Source organism: Simiduia agarivorans SA1 = DSM 21679 (assembly GCF_000305785.2).
Taxonomy (GTDB): domain Bacteria; phylum Pseudomonadota; class Gammaproteobacteria; order Pseudomonadales; family Cellvibrionaceae; genus Simiduia; species Simiduia agarivorans.
The window spans coordinates 4200674-4215316 of sequence record NC_018868.3; the positions used below are offsets into that span (position 1 = coordinate 4200674).

The 14643-nt window shown below is 57.5% G+C and carries 16 protein-coding genes, 2 tRNA genes and 2 pseudogenes; all 20 read left to right on the forward strand.

What is annotated here, in order from left to right:
* The first annotated feature begins 2 nt into the window (after positions 1-2).
* A complete protein-coding gene (locus tag M5M_RS18750) occupies positions 3-746 on the forward strand; it encodes a YebC/PmpR family DNA-binding transcriptional regulator (RefSeq protein WP_015049095.1) in 744 nt (247 codons plus the stop codon).
* A 59-nt stretch (positions 747-805) separates the two neighbouring features.
* Positions 806-1321, forward strand: coding sequence for a crossover junction endodeoxyribonuclease RuvC (gene ruvC, locus M5M_RS18755; RefSeq protein ID WP_015049096.1), 516 nt, complete (start codon positions 806-808; stop codon positions 1319-1321).
* 36 nt (positions 1322-1357) lie between these two features.
* Positions 1358-1978, forward strand: a complete 621-nt coding sequence (gene ruvA, locus M5M_RS18760; protein ID WP_015049097.1) for a Holliday junction branch migration protein RuvA — start codon at positions 1358-1360, stop codon at positions 1976-1978.
* Between the two features lie 3 nt (positions 1979-1981).
* Positions 1982-2989 carry a Holliday junction branch migration DNA helicase RuvB gene (gene ruvB, locus M5M_RS18765; protein ID WP_015049098.1) on the forward strand — a complete coding sequence of 336 codons (1008 nt, stop codon included), beginning with the start codon at positions 1982-1984 and terminating at the stop codon, positions 2987-2989.
* Entirely contained in the window at positions 2982-3407 is a 426-nt protein-coding gene (gene ybgC / locus M5M_RS18770; RefSeq protein ID WP_015049099.1) for a tol-pal system-associated acyl-CoA thioesterase, read from the forward strand. Before ruvB ends, ybgC begins: the two co-directional genes overlap by 8 nt.
* Before the next feature lie 64 nt (positions 3408-3471).
* Positions 3472-4155 (forward strand): annotated as a pseudogene (tolQ, locus tag M5M_RS18775) (protein TolQ).
* 53 nt (positions 4156-4208) lie between these two features.
* Positions 4209-4604 carry a protein TolR gene (gene tolR, locus M5M_RS18780; RefSeq protein ID WP_029879922.1) on the forward strand — a complete coding sequence of 132 codons (396 nt, stop codon included), beginning with the start codon at positions 4209-4211 and terminating at the stop codon, positions 4602-4604.
* Positions 4605-4607: 3 nt separating this feature from the next.
* Positions 4608-5366, forward strand: a complete 759-nt coding sequence (tolA, locus tag M5M_RS18785; protein WP_015049101.1) for a cell envelope integrity protein TolA — start codon at positions 4608-4610, stop codon at positions 5364-5366.
* 11 nt (positions 5367-5377) lie between these two features.
* Complete coding sequence (tolB, locus tag M5M_RS18790; RefSeq protein ID WP_029879920.1) at positions 5378-6649, forward strand: Tol-Pal system beta propeller repeat protein TolB; 1272 nt, start codon at positions 5378-5380, stop codon at positions 6647-6649.
* 26 nt (positions 6650-6675) lie between these two features.
* A complete protein-coding gene (gene pal, locus M5M_RS18795; protein WP_015049103.1) occupies positions 6676-7158 on the forward strand; it encodes a peptidoglycan-associated lipoprotein Pal in 483 nt (160 codons plus the stop codon).
* Between the two features lie 105 nt (positions 7159-7263).
* A complete protein-coding gene (gene ybgF / locus M5M_RS18800) occupies positions 7264-7980 on the forward strand; it encodes a tol-pal system protein YbgF (RefSeq protein WP_015049104.1) in 717 nt (238 codons plus the stop codon).
* 63 nt (positions 7981-8043) lie between these two features.
* Complete coding sequence (queE, locus tag M5M_RS18805; RefSeq protein WP_024330404.1) at positions 8044-8694, forward strand: 7-carboxy-7-deazaguanine synthase QueE; 651 nt, start codon at positions 8044-8046, stop codon at positions 8692-8694.
* Positions 8678-9538 carry a substrate-binding periplasmic protein gene (locus M5M_RS18810; protein WP_015049106.1) on the forward strand — a complete coding sequence of 287 codons (861 nt, stop codon included), beginning with the start codon at positions 8678-8680 and terminating at the stop codon, positions 9536-9538. Before queE ends, M5M_RS18810 begins: the two co-directional genes overlap by 17 nt.
* Complete coding sequence (gene queC / locus M5M_RS18815; RefSeq protein WP_015049107.1) at positions 9531-10205, forward strand: 7-cyano-7-deazaguanine synthase QueC; 675 nt, start codon at positions 9531-9533, stop codon at positions 10203-10205. The genes M5M_RS18810 and queC overlap by 8 nt, the downstream gene beginning before the upstream one ends.
* A gap of 81 nt (positions 10206-10286) precedes the next feature.
* Positions 10287-10362: transfer RNA gene (locus M5M_RS18820), tRNA-Lys, on the forward strand.
* A 54-nt stretch (positions 10363-10416) separates the two neighbouring features.
* A tRNA-Lys gene (locus tag M5M_RS18825) sits at positions 10417-10492 on the forward strand.
* A 115-nt stretch (positions 10493-10607) separates the two neighbouring features.
* A pseudogene (nadA, locus tag M5M_RS18830) lies at positions 10608-11642 on the forward strand (quinolinate synthase NadA); the annotation flags it as partial.
* 54 nt (positions 11643-11696) lie between these two features.
* On the forward strand, positions 11697-12572 hold the full coding sequence (gene dapA / locus M5M_RS20425; protein WP_015049108.1) for a 4-hydroxy-tetrahydrodipicolinate synthase: 876 nt from the start codon (positions 11697-11699) through the stop codon (positions 12570-12572).
* A gap of 29 nt (positions 12573-12601) precedes the next feature.
* Entirely contained in the window at positions 12602-13762 is a 1161-nt protein-coding gene (gene bamC, locus M5M_RS18835; RefSeq protein ID WP_015049109.1) for an outer membrane protein assembly factor BamC, read from the forward strand.
* On the forward strand, positions 13762-14520 hold the full coding sequence (locus M5M_RS18840) for an MBL fold metallo-hydrolase (RefSeq protein ID WP_015049110.1): 759 nt from the start codon (positions 13762-13764) through the stop codon (positions 14518-14520). Before bamC ends, M5M_RS18840 begins: the two co-directional genes overlap by 1 nt.
* The last annotated feature ends 123 nt before the right edge of the window (positions 14521-14643 follow it).

Consider the following 14643-nt stretch of genomic DNA (forward strand, 5'->3'; position numbering starts at 1 on the left):
TCATGGCAGGACATAGCAAATGGGCCAATATCAAGCACCGCAAGGCGCGTCAGGACGCCAAGCGGGGCAAGATATTTACCAAGATCATCCGTGAACTGACGGTGGCCGCCAAAGGCGGCCCCAATCCCGATGACAACCCGCGCCTGCGTGCGGCTGTGGACAAGGCGCTTGGCGCCAACATGAAACGCGATACCATCGACAAGGCCATTGCCAAGGGCTCGGGCCAGACCGACGGTGAAAACTACGAAGAGTGCACCTACGAAGGCTATGGTCTGGCCGGTGTGGCCGTGCTGATCGAGTGCATGACCGACAACCGCAACCGCACGGTGGCAGAGGTGCGCAATGCGTTTTCCAAGAAAGGTGGCAACCTGGGCACCGACGGTTCGGTCGCCTATTTGTTTACCCGCACCGGTGTGATCAGTTTTGCCGGTGCCGATGAAGACGCGCTTATGGAAGCCGCCATCGAGGCGGGGGCGGCCGATGTGATCGTCAATGATGATGGCTCGGTGGTGGTGCACACCGCGTTTGAGGACTTTCTGTCGGTGAAAGATGCGCTCGTCGCCGCTGGCTTCAAACCCGATGACGCCGAGGTCACCATGTTGCCGGCCACGCACGCGGAGATCGATGACAAGGATACCGCCGAAAAGGTCATGGCACTGATTGATATGCTCGAAGATCTGGACGACGTGCAGAATGTTTATACCAATGCTGAATTTTCTGATGCGGTGATGGCCGAGCTTGAATGAGGCTTGTCCCGGCCCGGCGGGCATGGGACACTCTGTCAAACCACGATAAAGACAATTGCATGGCCATTATTCTCGGGATTGACCCGGGCTCCGTCAAAACCGGCTTTGGTATTATCGATACCAGTGCCCGCCAGCCGCGCTACCTCACCAGTGGCGTGATCAAACTCCCCTCCGGCGAACTGCCACCCCGTCTGAAAGTAATCTTTGATGCCATCAGCCAGATAGTGGGTGAATACCAGCCCGACCAATGTGCGGTGGAACAGATCTTTGTGGCGAAAAGTGCCGGCAGTGCGCTCAAGCTGGGGCAGGCGCGCGGGGCCGCCATCGTGGCGGCGGTGAATGCCGGATTGCCGGTGGCAGAGTACGAAGCACGTAAAGTGAAACAATCGGTGGTGGGCAATGGCGGTGCCACTAAAGATCAGGTGCAACACATGGTGATGACCTTGTTGAAGCTGCCGGCCTGTCCGCAGGAAGATGCGGCTGACGCTCTGGCCGTTGCGCTTTGTCATTACCATTCCCACCACGTTATGCGCACCACTGCCGCGGGCGGTTTCAGGCGCGGACGCATGGTGTAATTTTCATCACAGCACAAATAGCAGGAATATAGGCCGATGATCGGACGAATCACCGGAACCCTGGTCGAGAAGCAGGCGCCCACCCTCATTGTGGACGTTCAGGGTGTGGGCTACGAAGTACAGGTGCCCATGACCAGCATTTACCAGTTACCCGACACCGGTAAACAGGTGTTATTGCACACGCACTTTGCAGTGTCGGAAACGGCGCAACAATTATTCGGCTTTGCTACCCGGGCCGATCGCGACCTGTTCCGCACGCTGATCAAGGTCAATGGCGTGGGCCCCAAAATGGCGTTGGCGATTTTATCGGGCATGGAAGGCAAAGTACTGGCCCGTTGCGTGGCGGAAGACAATGTGGCCGCGCTGGTAAAAGTACCGGGCGTCGGCAAGAAAACCGCCGAGCGCTTACTGATTGAGTTGCGCGACAAACTGCCCGCCCTGGGCGTGGATGTATCGCCGCTGGCGGCGATGGAGCAGGCCAGTGGTGGGGTGCCGTCTTTATCCGAACGCGACGATGCGGAAGCGGCGCTGGTAGCGCTGGGTTATAAACCCACCGACGCCACCAAGGCGATCACTGCCGCTGTCAAACAAGCACCCGAGGCCAAGAGTCAGGAGCTGATCCGTCTGGCGCTCAAAGCGATGATCCCGGCAGGATAAACCATGATAGAAAAAGATCGCCTGATCAGCCCGGCACCGAAAGAACGCGAAGAGCATCTGGACCGCACCGTGCGCCCGAAGCTGCTGGCCGATTACGTGGGCCAGCCCAAGGTGCGCGAGCAGATGGAAATTTTCATTGCGGCGGCGCGCGCGCGCGACGAGGCGTTGGATCACACGTTGGTGTTCGGCCCGCCTGGTCTGGGCAAGACCACCCTGGCCAATATTGTGGCGACGGAGATGGGCGTGGACCTGAAAAGCACCTCCGGCCCCGTGCTCGACAAAGCCGGTGACCTGGCCGCGATTATGACCAATCTGGAGCCGGGCGATGTGCTGTTCATTGATGAAATCCATCGTTTGTCGCCGGCGGTCGAGGAAATCCTGTACCCGGCAATGGAAGATTTTCAGCTCGATATCATGATTGGTGAGGGGCCGGCGGCGCGCTCGATCAAGCTCGACCTGCCGCCGTTTACCCTGGTGGGCGCCACCACCCGGGCCGGTTTGTTGACTTCGCCGTTGCGCGATCGCTTCGGAATTGTGCAACGTCTGGAGTTTTACGATGTCAAAGATCTCACCCACATCGTCAACCGATCGGCGCGCCTGATGGGTATCAGCATGGATGACACGGGCGCGTTCGAGGTGGCCCGGCGTTCGCGCGGCACGCCGCGTATTGCTAACCGGCTGCTGCGGCGGGTGCGTGATTATGCGGAAGTTAAGGGTGATGGCGTGGTGACGGCTCAAATTGCCGATGCTGCGCTCAATATGCTGGCGGTGGATGCCCAGGGGTTTGATCAGATGGATCGCCGGTTACTGATGGCCATGATCGACAAATTCGGCGGCGGCCCTGTGGGCGTGGAAAGCCTGGCGGCAGCGATCAGTGAAGAGCGCGATACCATTGAAGACGTGCTGGAGCCGTATCTGATTCAGCAAGGTTTTATGTTGCGTACACCGCGTGGGCGGATGGTGACCGATCACGCCTACCGCCACTTCGGATTGGACAAGCCCGATGCCTGAGTACAGTCTGCCCGTGCGGGTTTACATTGAAGATACCGATGCCGGGGGTATTGTCTATTACGTTAACTACCTCAAATATATGGAGCGCGCCCGCACTGAACTGATGCGCACCCTGGGGTATGATAAGCCCGCGTTATTGGATGGCGGCCGGTTGCTGGTGGTGCATTCGGCCAATACCCGCTATCTCGCACCGGCAACGCTCGACGATGCCTTGCAGGTCACTGCGGAGATCAGTAAATTAGCGCGCACTTTTGTGGTGTTCCGCCAGCGGATTTTCCGCAACGGGCAGCAGTTGACCGAAGCGGAAATAAAAGTCGCCTGCGTGCTGCAAGAGGGTATGAAGCCGGCCGCCTTGCCGGCGGATGTACACGCAAAGTTAAAACAGTATCAGCACCCGCAGTCTGGCCCCGACGCATAAGCCCGGGATCAGGGATGTGACACCTGACAGTTCCGAACAATAGACCCAACAAAAGAGAAAACACATGGCCAATGCCGAACCACTCTCAATCTGGAGCCTGATTGCCGAAGCCAGCCTGCTGGTACAGTTAGTGATGGCGTTGTTGTTTCTTGCCTCGGTGGTGTCCTGGATCATGATTGTCCAGCGCGGGCTCTATCAGCGTCAGGCCGCCGCTTCATTGCGCGCGTTTGAGCGCACCTTCTGGTCTGGCATTGATCTCAACCAGCTGTATCGTCAGGGCAGTGGCAAAGGCGGCCATACCGACGGTGTGGAAAATATTTTCCGGGCCGGTTTCAAAGAGTTCTCCCGCCTGCGCCAGCAACAGAATGTGGACCCGGATGCGGTGATGGAAGGCGTTCAGCGCGCGATGCGTGTAGCCTTGGCGCGCGAAGAGAAAAACTGGAAACCCACCTGCCGTTCCTGGCCAGTGTGGCTTCCGTCAGCCCCTATATCGGTTTGTTTGGCACCGTCTGGGGCATCAGTGAATTCGTTCCGCGGATTGGCCAATGTGCACCAGGCCACACTGGCAACGGTGGCGCCCGGTATTTCCGAAGCGTTGGTGGCGACCGCTATGGGCCTGTTTGCAGCCATTCCTGCGGTGTTGGCGTACAACCGCTACAGCGCCAAGGCGGAATCCTTGCTGGGCGCCTACGAAACCTTTTCCGATGAGTTCTCGGCGATTTTGCATCGCCAGGTTCACAGCAAGTAAGTCGCCTTGAAAGGAGGCCGCGCGTGAGTACTCAACGACCGAAAAAAAAGCCCATGGCAGAAATCAACGTAGTGCCCTACATCGATGTGATGTTGGTGCTGTTGGTGGTGTTCATGGTGACGGCACCTTTGCTGATGCAGGGTGTGAAAGTGGATTTGCCGCAAGCGCCATCCGCACCGCTGGACCAGAAAGATGAAGAGCCATTGATCGTATCGGTCAAGCAGGACGGCACCTATTACCTGAATTTAGGTGCCGATCAGAAACAATCCAAGCCACTGGCCCAGATTACCGATACCGTCTCAAAGGTCCTGCGCCAGAAACCCAATACCCCGGTGCTGGTGTGGGGCGACCACAAGGTTGAGTACGGCCTGGTGGTCAGCCTGATGACCCAGTTACAGGCGGCCGGCGCGCCCTCTGTCGGGTTAGTTACAGAACCGCCGGTGCTGTAAGTCGTGCAGGGCTATTCAATCCCCGTTGCCGTCAGCGTTGCCCTGCACGCGTTGTTGGTGTTTGTACTGACATCCGATTGGTACACCGCCAGCACGCCGCCTAAAAAGGCGGTGCCCAACTATGTGGAAGCGCGGCTGGTCACGCTGGAAACGCAGGCGCCCAAGCAACAAAAGGCCAAGCCCCAGAAAGTGGTGGATCTGACCGCTCAGCGGCGCGAAAAGGAGCGGCGCGAAGCCGAAGCCCGTAAGCAGCAGCAAAAGAAAGCCGCCGAGCAAAAGGCTGCGCGGGAAAAGGCCGCCAAGGAAAAAGCCGCACGGGAAAAAGCCGCGGCTGAAAAAGCCCGCAAAGAGCGCGAGCTGAAAGAAAAGCAGGCGGCAGAAGAAGCCCGTCGGCGGCGTGCAGACCAGCTGTTTGACGCGGTCGCAGACGAAGACGAGTTCATGACCGAAAAGCGCCATGCGGAGGCCTCGCAAAGCTATACCGCTGCAATAACCCAGCGCATTATTATGAATTGGAGCCGGCCGCCCAGTGCCCGTAATGGCATGCAGTGTACGCTCAGTATCCAACTGGTGCCTACCGGCCGGGTGATCGACGTGAAGGTGTTGCAGTCCAGCGGCAACGCAGCGTTCGACCGCGCGGCCGAGCAGGCAGTAAAAAAAGCCGAGCGCTTCCCGGAGTTGGTGGGCATGGACCCGCAGCTGTTCGAGAAGAGTTTCAGACAATTGAATTTAGTATTTAGGCCGGAGGATCTGCGGCAGTGAAAAAATTGCTGATGTTGGTGGCCGCACTGGTGTTCAGTGCGGGGTCATACGCGAACCTGACCATTGAGATTACCCAGGGCATGGACAATCCCACCGTGATTGCCATTGTGCCCTTTGGTTATAACGGGTCGGCGCGCTTAACCGAGGATATTCCCGGTATTGTACGGGCGGATTTAACGCTCTCCGGTCAGTTCCGGCCGGTGCCGGTAAAAGACATGCTGGCATTTCCGCGTTCTGAAGCGGAAGTGATTTACCGCGACTGGCGCATCCTGGGCTCTGAATACCTGGTGACCGGTAATATAGAAGAGTCTGCCGGGCGCTACACCGTGACCTTTGGACTGTTCGATATATTGGGGCAGCGCAGAATCTGGCAGCGTACTGTTGCCGGCAGCGAAGCTCAGCTGCGCGATCTGGCCCACTTCATCAGTGATGCGGTGTACGAGCAGATAACGGGTATCCGCGGCGCCTTTTCTACTCAGGTGCTTTACGTTGAGGCGTTTCAGCAAGGCAAGCCGACGGACCGCTTCAACTTGATGCTGGCAGATTCGGATGGTGCTCGGCCCCGGTTGGTTTTGCCGTCCAAACACCCGATCATGTCGCCCACCTGGTCACCCGACGGAAAGCGCATTGCTTACGTTTCATTTGAGACTGGCCGGGCGGCGGTTTTCGTTCAGGAGTTGGCAACGGGTCGACGGGAACAGGTCACCAACTTTAAGGGCCTGAACGGTGCACCATCGTTCTCACCGGATGGTGGCCGGTTGGCATTTGTGTTGTCGAAAGATGGCAATCCGGAGATCTACACGCTGCATCTGGGTACCCGCCAACTTACACGCGTCACACAACATTTTGCCATCGATACCGAGCCAAGTTGGACGCCGGATGGAAAAGCACTGGTTTTTACCTCTAATCGCGGCGGAAAACCACAAATTTACAAAGTAACACTTGCAAGTGGCATGGTAGAACGCTTAACCTTTGCCGGCGATTACAACGCCAGGGCGCGTGTTTCCCCTGATGGAAAGAGTTTGGTCATGGTCCACCGTTCAAACGGTGTTTTCCATATCGCTACTCAAGACATTCAAAGTGGTGATCTGCGAATTCTCACAGAGACCTACTTGGACGAGTCGCCAAGCATTGCCCCTAACGGAGCCTTGCTGATGTACGCGACCCGATATCAGGGCAAGGGCATTTTGGCTGCTGTGTCTCTTGATGCCGGTGTGAAGTTCCGGTTGCCGTCCAAACAGGGAGATGTGAGAGAGCCTGCTTGGTCACCCTTTTTCGACTAACACTCAAATCCAAAGTGGAGTGAGATATGACTTTTCAAACAATCAAGCGTGGTATGGGTCTGGCAATGGTTCTGGCGTTCCTCGCCGGTTGTAGCTCTAGCTCAAATACCAAAGATGACGCCAATGCTAACGCCCAGCCAGTAGAGCAGGCGCCAGTGCAGGAAGTAGTTGAGCAACAGCCAGTTGAAGTACTGCAAACTGTGTTCTACTTCGACTTCGACGACTCTGCCCTGAAGCCCGGTGCCCGTGCCGAGCTGACCAAGCACGCCATGCGCTTGAAGGAAACCCCACGTAGCGTACGCATCGAAGGTCACACCGACGAGCGCGGTTCACGTGAATACAACATGGCGCTGGGTGAGCGTCGTGCCAACGCTGTACGTGACTTCCTGGTACTCCAGGGCGTTGACGCCTCACTGCTGGAAGTTGTGAGCTACGGCGAAGAGCGTCCTCAGGCCATGGGCAGCAACGAGTCTGCATGGTCCCAGAACCGTCGCGCCGAAGTTAAATAAGCGCACAGTTCTACCGAGAAGGCCGGCTTATGCCGGCCTTTTTGCATTTTGGGGTGGCAAACGGCTATATTGCCGGACTGAAAGTCCGGTAGTAGAGAAGATGCTATGAAACCCTTATCCCTGTCCTTGATTTCCATGCTCCTGCTGGCGCCGTCCGCCCTGGCCCAGGTCCAGGTGGTGGAGTCACGCCCGACGGCGCAAGCACAAACCACCACCGCGACCCCTGTGGTGCCCGCGTCCACTCAACAAGCGGATATGTTCTACCGACTCCAGGCATTACAGCAGGAAATGCTGGAGCTGCGTGGGTTGGTGGAAGAGCAGGCCTATGAGATCAACCGGCTGAAGCAGCAGCGCCACGATGACTATATGGACCTGGATCGGCGCATCAGCGCGCTCTCGGGTGCAGCGCCGGCAACTACGTCTGCCGCAGCCGGCACCAGTCCTGTGGGTGCGGGTGATGATGGTTCGGCGTACAAGGCAGCCTATGCGCATTTGCGCAACCGGGACCTGACCGCGGCGATCAAAGGCTTTACCGACTACCTCAATCAATACCCCAAAGGGCAGTATGCGGCCAACAGCCAGTATTGGTTGGGAGAGATCTACCTGGTGGAAGGCAAGGCCGAACAGGCCAAGCAGTGGTTTGAACGGGTAGTGAAGGAGTTTCCAACAGATCGCAAGGCGCCCGACGCCAAATACAAGCTGGGCACGGTGTTGTTCCAGTTGGGCGACAAGGCGCGCGCCAAGCAATTGTTGCAGCAGGTGGCGGATTCCAAAGCCGATGCGGCCCGTCTGGCGCGCGACTTTTTAGCCGCCAATTACTGATCCGGCTCGCATCTGCGGTGGTGTTTGGGTATCATCGCGCGCTTTTTGACCAGTGCCCCGGCCATGACAGATCTGAATCTGAAAATTACTGAAATCTTCCTCTCGCTGCAGGGGGAATCGCGCACCATCGGGCTGCCGACTGTCTTCGTGCGGCTGACGGGCTGCCCCCTGCGTTGCCAGTATTGCGATTCTGCCTATGCCTTTCACGGCGGTGAGCGGCAGACGCTGGCACAGATTCTTGACCGTGTGGCCGAATTCAACTGTCGCCAGGTGTGCGTGACCGGCGGCGAGCCGCTGGCGCAGGCCAATTGCCATGCATTGCTCACCGCGCTGTGTGACCGCGGTTATGAGGTTTCGCTGGAAACCAGTGGAGCACTGGATGTGGGGCAGGTGGATGCGCGTGTGAGCCGGGTGGTAGACCTGAAAACGCCGGGTTCGCAGGAGTCCCACCGCAATCGCTGGGAGAACCTGCCTCTGCTGACCCGCCACGATCAGATCAAGTTCGTGATCTGTGACCGCAAGGATTTTGACTGGGCTTGTTTCAAGGTCAATGAACACCGGTTGCTGGAACAGGTGGGCGATGTACTGTTTTCGCCTTCTTTCGGGCAGGTCAGCCCGCGCGACTTGGCGGATTGGGTGGTGGACTGCGGATTGCCTGTGAGGTTTCAATTGCAGCTGCACAAATTGCTGTGGGGTGATGAGCCTGGCCGTTAAGCGCAACGCCGTCTTTTGCCCACTGTCTGTTGCGGGCCTGTTGCTGTGTCTCTGTTTTTTGTGTGCGCCCGTGTCAGCAGACCAGCCGGCGCCGCATTTGCCATTGGTCGTTACACCGCTGGTCGAACCCTGGGGTTTTATTGATGCCGCCGGCGCACCCCAGGGCTTGCTGGTCAGGTTTCAGCGGGAGTTGTTTCAGCGAGCGGGCCTCCGCTACGAACAGCGAATGCGCCCCTACCCACGCGTGATCCACGATCTGTCAATCGGACGGGGGGACTTTGGGGTTATGTTCAGCAGCCCTCAGGCGGATGCGGTCGGTCGCTCCCTGGGTGCGGTGGTGACTATGCGGGTACTGCTGGTATCACGGGTACAACCGGAGACGATCCAGGGGCTGAATGATCTCGCCGGCCTCCGGGTGGGCTATGTCAGGGGGTCGAAATACGGCCCTTTGTTCGATAACAATCCGACGTTTGAACGCATTCCGGTCAACAGCGCCGAGCAGGGCCTGCGCATGCTGATGACCCACCGGCTTGATGCCATGGCCTCGACCGAACAGGCGCTGATTTACGCATCGGTCATTACCGGCATACCCACCGGACATTTACAGGTGGCGTTTGAGTTGGGTAAAGCGCGCGCGGATTTTTATGTCAGCCATTCGAACACGCAGGTTCAGTGGCATCAGTCGCTGCAGCAAACGCTGGCCGCCATGGCGCAGGATGGCAGTTTGCGCCGGCTGTTTTACCAACATGATTTATGGCCCCAGGCACAATATTGTTTTGCTGGTGGTCGTTGTTTACGCGCGGATGACCCGGTTGCCGTGCAGAAGGAGCCTGATGATGACTAAACCTCGTGCTGTTGTATTGGTGTCGGGTGGATTGGATTCCACCACGGTAGTCGCCATGGCGCAGGCCCAGGGCTTTGAGGTGTATGCCCTGAGTTTTGATTATGGTCAGCGCCATCGCGCCGAGCTGATTGCCGCCGAACGCACGGCGCTCAGCCTTGGGGTGGCGGAGCACAAAGTGGTGTCGCTCGATCTCCGCGCCATTGGTGGATCGGCATTGACCGATAGCAGCATTGCTGTACCGGAAACCGAGTCCGAGGGCATTCCGGTGACCTATGTGCCGGCGCGCAATACCGTGTTTCTGTCGATTGCATTGGGATGGGCAGAGGTATTGGATAGCCAGGCGATCTTTGTGGGCGTGAATGCGGTGGACTATTCCGGTTATCCGGATTGCCGGCCGGCGTTCATCGAAGCCTTCGAAACCATGGCCAACCTGGCCACTAAAGCCGGCGTGGAAGGCCGGCGCCTGCGCATTCACACGCCGCTGATCGATATGAGCAAAGCAGATATTGTGCGTAGGGGTAGTGAGCTGGGTGTCGATTACAGTCAGACTGTGTCCTGTTATCAGGCCACCGATGAGGGCCTTGCCTGCGGTCGCTGTGACAGTTGCCGGTTGCGCCGGGCGGGTTTTGAGGCGGCGGGTCTGGCTGATCCTACCCGCTATATTTAGGTGCCTGGGCCGGCCCTTAAAAAACCTTAATAAGCGCTTGTCTTTTCTAATTAAATCAGTACTATATGCGCCTCCTTGAGGGGGTCGTTAGCTCAGTCGGTAGAGCAGTTGGCTTTTAACCAATTGGTCGCGCGTTCGAGTCGCGCACGACCCACCACTTATTCAGGTAACCAGCCCAGGCATTAGCGGCGGTTGGTTGTCACCCCAATATGGGTCGTTAGCTCAGTCGGTAGAGCAGTTGGCTTTTAACCAATTGGTCGCGCGTTCGAGTCGCGCACGACCCACCATATTACACAAAGCCGCCTTCTGGGCGGCTTTGTTGTTTCTGCCTGTCACTCCCGGTTACTGTGCACCCCGGAACCTGTGGTAGAATCCGGCGGCTAGATGTACGTCGAGATTATTATGCAAGAGCAGTCTACTTCCCGCGATGCCCGCCAGATAGTGCAGGACCACCTGAACACGGTCAAAGCGCCGCTCAGCGATGCCGAGTTGGCCCAGGCCAAGGCACGCGTAAAAGCCTTGTTGGAGCGGGAAAATGCCGTATTGGTTGCCCATTACTACACCGATCCGCTGATACAGGCGCTGGCCGAAGAAACCGGCGGATGCGTATCCGATTCGCTGGAAATGGCGCGTTTTGGTGCCCAGCATTCCGCCTCCACGCTGTTGGTGGCCGGGGTGAAATTCATGGGCGAGACCGCCAAGATTCTCACGCCCAACAAGCGTGTTCTGATGCCCACACTCGAGGCCACCTGTTCGCTGGATATCGGCTGCCCGGCGGACGAATTCAGCGCGTTCTGCGATGCTCATCCTGATCGTACCGTGGTGGTGTATGCCAATACCTCGGCCGCGGTAAAGGCCAGAGCCGACTGGGTGGTCACCTCCAGTATTGCGCTCGACGTGGTGGATTACCTCGATGCCCAGGGCCAGAAAATTATCTGGGCGCCCGACAAGCATCTCGGCAATTACGTGCAGAAGCAAACCGGCGCAGACATGTTGCTGTGGGACGGCGCCTGTATCGTGCACGAAGAATTCAAAGCCCAGGGCGTGGAAACACTCAAGCAGACACACCCCGATGCCGCTGTGCTGGTTCATCCCGAGTCACCCGAATCGGTGGTGGCACTGGCGGATGTGGTGGGGTCCACGTCGCAGCTGATCAAGGCTGCCCAGACCTTACCCAACCGCGTATTTATTGTCGCCACCGATCAGGGCATCTTTTACAAGATGCAGCAGCTGTGTCCGGACAAAACCTTCTACATTGCGCCCACTGCCGGCTCGGGTGCAACCTGCCGTAGCTGCGCCAATTGTCCGTGGATGGCAATGAATGCACTCGACAATATGGCGGCCACGCTCGAGTCGGGCGCCAATGAAATTTTTGTTGATAAAGCCCTTGGCGAACGCGCCATGGTGCCGCTTAACCGCATGCTGAATTTTAAAAATAAACCGATTATTATTTTAAGCCCGGGTACACGGGCACCCGTACGGAGTGGAGTCATGTTTCAAGGTAGTATGGTCGCGTTGGTGACCCCGATGCACAGCAATGGCGATGTGGATTGGGATGCGCTGCGCAAGCTGGTGGATTGGCATATTGCCGAAGGTACCCATGCCATCGTGGCGGTGGGCACCACCGGTGAGTCGGCCACATTGAATGTGAAAGAGCATTCGGAAGTCATTACCCAGGTGGTGAAACAGGTCGCGGGCCGGGTGCCGGTCATCGCCGGTACGGGCGCCAATTCCACCTCCGAAGCGGTGGAGCTGACCAAGCATGCCAAGGCCGCGGGCGCAGATGCCTGCCTGCTGGTAACGCCTTATTACAACAAGCCTACGCAGGAAGGTTTGTACCGCCATTTCATGCACCTGGCCGATGCAGTTGATATTCCCCAGATTCTGTACAATGTGCCTGGACGTACGGGTGTGGATATGTTGCCTGAAACCGTCCTACGGTTAGCTGGCCACAAAAATATCATTGGTATTAAAGAGGCTACCGGTGATCTGGTGCGGGCGCGGCAGATCATTGACGCGGCACCCGCCGATTTCCTGGTGTATTCAGGCGACGATGAAACCGCGGTTGAGCTGATGCTCATGGGCGGCAAGGGCGATATCAGTGTCACCGCCAATGTTGCACCGGCACTGGTTGCGCGCATGTGTGCGCTGGCGATAGAGGGTCAGGCCGAAGAAGCCCGGGCCATCAACGAGCAGCTGATGCCGCTGCACAGCGCCATGTTTGTGGAATCCAACCCGATTCCGGTGAAGTGGGCCGTGGCCCGTCTCGGACTGATGCCCGACGGTATCCGTTTGCCGATGACACCACTGTCAGAGCAATACCACCAGCGCGTTGCCGAGGCTATGCAATCGGCCGGTGTGCTGTAAAAACGATAATCAGAAGTATTCGGACCATTATGCGCTTTGTAAAATTGTTTACCTGTGTTTCAGCTTCAACTCTGGCCGCTGCCTGCAGTTGGATGGGCAATGACTTCCGCGATCGCGGCAATGATTACCTGCATGCTGAACCCATTCGCCCCATAGTGGTTCCTTCCAAATTCAAAGCTCATGAATTGTCTGAGCTTTATGTGGTGCCCACACTGCAAACGGACGGGTTTGATCTCACCGAAGAGTTTGAGACGCCCCGGCCCGATCCGCTCAATACCACTAATCTTCAGGAAAGCGTAAAAATCCAGAAGCTGGGCCAGCGCCGCTGGATTCTGGTGAGCTCGCCGCCCGCCGAAGTGTGGCCACGCATCCGGAACTTTATGGCCCAGAACAACGTGCCGGTAGTGGATGCCGACGCATCGGTCGGCACCATGGATTCGGCATGGCTGCAATTCAAAGATTCGCCTGAGACCCGCGATCGCTACCGCATTTTTGTAGAACAGGGCGTGCAGCCCGAGTCCACTGAAGTCCACATCCGACACCTGTCGATTCCCGCCACTGAAGCACCGGAGCAGACAGTTGCCTGGCCTGAATTGTCGGCCAACCCGGAACGGGAAGCCTGGATGCTGGACGAGCTGGCTACCACCCTGGCCAGTGAGGCCAGTACCGGTTCGGCGTCTTTGCTGGCGCAGGGCATTGGCGGCGGCCCGAAAATTTCTGTCAAAAACGTCAATGGCGAACCGGTGTTGCGGATGGCGCTGTCCTACGAACGGGCCCGTGCCACTATCGCGCACGCCTTGCGCAGTGAAGGGTTTACGACCTTTGACGACGATATCGATCTGGGCATTTTTTACGTGGGCTATGAAAAACCCATCGACCCGGAAGAGGGCAGCTGGTTCAGTGACTGGTTTGGGGGTGCGTCCGAAGCTGTAGTGCCCACCACGCCCTATACGCTGAAAGAATTGCTGAGCAATTTACAGCTGGAAGACACACCGGCAAACCGGGCCATCTTCAACAGCCTGGAAGGCTTGAGCCGCGGCAAAAAGCTCACGGATGTACCCGGTTATCTGGTGGTGGTCCGCGGTGAGGACGATGCGCTGGATATCCGCATTCGCGACGGCTACGGCAACCGGTTGAATAATCGACTGGCCAAAGAAAAGCTCAATATCATCCGCCGGAATCTGATCTGATGCGCTTTGCCTCCCTTGGCAGTGGCAGCAAGGGCAATGGCACGCTGGTTGAGTTTGACGACGCGCTGTTATTGATTGATTGCGGCTTTTCTGCCCGGGAGGCAACCCAGCGCATGCAGCGTTTGGGGCGCACGCCGGACCAACTGACCGCCATTCTGGTTACCCATGAACACGGCGATCATATCCGCGGCGTGCCGGCGTTGGCGCGTAAGCACAAATTACCCGTGTACATGACACCCGGCACGCTGAAAGCGAAAGATCTGGGTGAGTTACCGGATTTGAATCTGATCGAAGGTTATCGCCCCTTTGATTTGGGGCCCTTTGCCGTGACACCCATCGCGGTGCCGCACGATGCCCGCGAGCCCGCCCAATTCGTTCTGAGTGCGGGCGGCAATCGACTCGGTATTCTTACCGACCTCGGCATGATCACCGCCCACGTGCAGGATGCCTACCAGCAGTGTGATGCGCTGGTCCTGGAAGCCAACCACGATCCGGTCATGCTGGCCTACGGTAATTATCCTCAGTCCCTCAAGCAACGCGTGGGAGGCCCTTGGGGTCATCTGAGTAATCAGCAGTCGGCGGGTTTTCTTGAGCACTTCGATGTGGCAAGGCTTGAACAGTTAGTCATCGCTCACATCTCACAGCAGAATAACACCCTGGATGCCGCCAAACTGGCGTTAGCTGACGTCACCGAAGGGGTGAATCAGATGCTGTATGCCTGTCAGGACGAGGGATTCGACTGGCTGTCTGTGGGCTGAAGCCCCCTGTCTTTTCCTGTTATTAATAACATGCGTTTATTAATAGCTCAAAATTATTAACTTTCAAACAGCTGTTTTATTTGCCAGAATTGGATCTTTCCCTATTACAAAGAGAGAGTCCGT

Bases quoted from the DNA above. Each gene is read 5' to 3' on its own strand.
- M5M_RS18840 (WP_015049110.1), top strand. From the start codon at position 13,762: ATGCGCTTTGCCTCCCTTGGCAGTGGCAGCAAGGGCAATGGCACGCTG.
- ruvA (WP_015049097.1), top strand. From the start codon at position 1,358: ATGATCGGACGAATCACCGGAACCCTGGTCGAGAAGCAGGCGCCCACC.
- ruvC (WP_015049096.1), top strand. From the start codon at position 806: ATGGCCATTATTCTCGGGATTGACCCGGGCTCCGTCAAAACCGGCTTT.
- bamC (WP_015049109.1), top strand. From the start codon at position 12,602: ATGCGCTTTGTAAAATTGTTTACCTGTGTTTCAGCTTCAACTCTGGCC.
- tolB (WP_029879920.1), top strand. From the start codon at position 5,378: ATGTTGGTGGCCGCACTGGTGTTCAGTGCGGGGTCATACGCGAACCTG.
- queE (WP_024330404.1), top strand. From the start codon at position 8,044: ATGACAGATCTGAATCTGAAAATTACTGAAATCTTCCTCTCGCTGCAG.
- ybgF (WP_015049104.1), top strand. From the start codon at position 7,264: ATGAAACCCTTATCCCTGTCCTTGATTTCCATGCTCCTGCTGGCGCCG.
- ruvB (WP_015049098.1), top strand. From the start codon at position 1,982: ATGATAGAAAAAGATCGCCTGATCAGCCCGGCACCGAAAGAACGCGAA.
- M5M_RS18810 (WP_015049106.1), top strand. From the start codon at position 8,678: ATGAGCCTGGCCGTTAAGCGCAACGCCGTCTTTTGCCCACTGTCTGTT.
- dapA (WP_015049108.1), top strand. From the start codon at position 11,697: ATGTTTCAAGGTAGTATGGTCGCGTTGGTGACCCCGATGCACAGCAAT.
- tolR (WP_029879922.1), top strand. From the start codon at position 4,209: ATGGCAGAAATCAACGTAGTGCCCTACATCGATGTGATGTTGGTGCTG.
- pal (WP_015049103.1), top strand. From the start codon at position 6,676: ATGACTTTTCAAACAATCAAGCGTGGTATGGGTCTGGCAATGGTTCTG.
- queC (WP_015049107.1), top strand. From the start codon at position 9,531: ATGACTAAACCTCGTGCTGTTGTATTGGTGTCGGGTGGATTGGATTCC.
- M5M_RS18750 (WP_015049095.1), top strand. From the start codon at position 3: ATGGCAGGACATAGCAAATGGGCCAATATCAAGCACCGCAAGGCGCGT.
- ybgC (WP_015049099.1), top strand. From the start codon at position 2,982: ATGCCTGAGTACAGTCTGCCCGTGCGGGTTTACATTGAAGATACCGAT.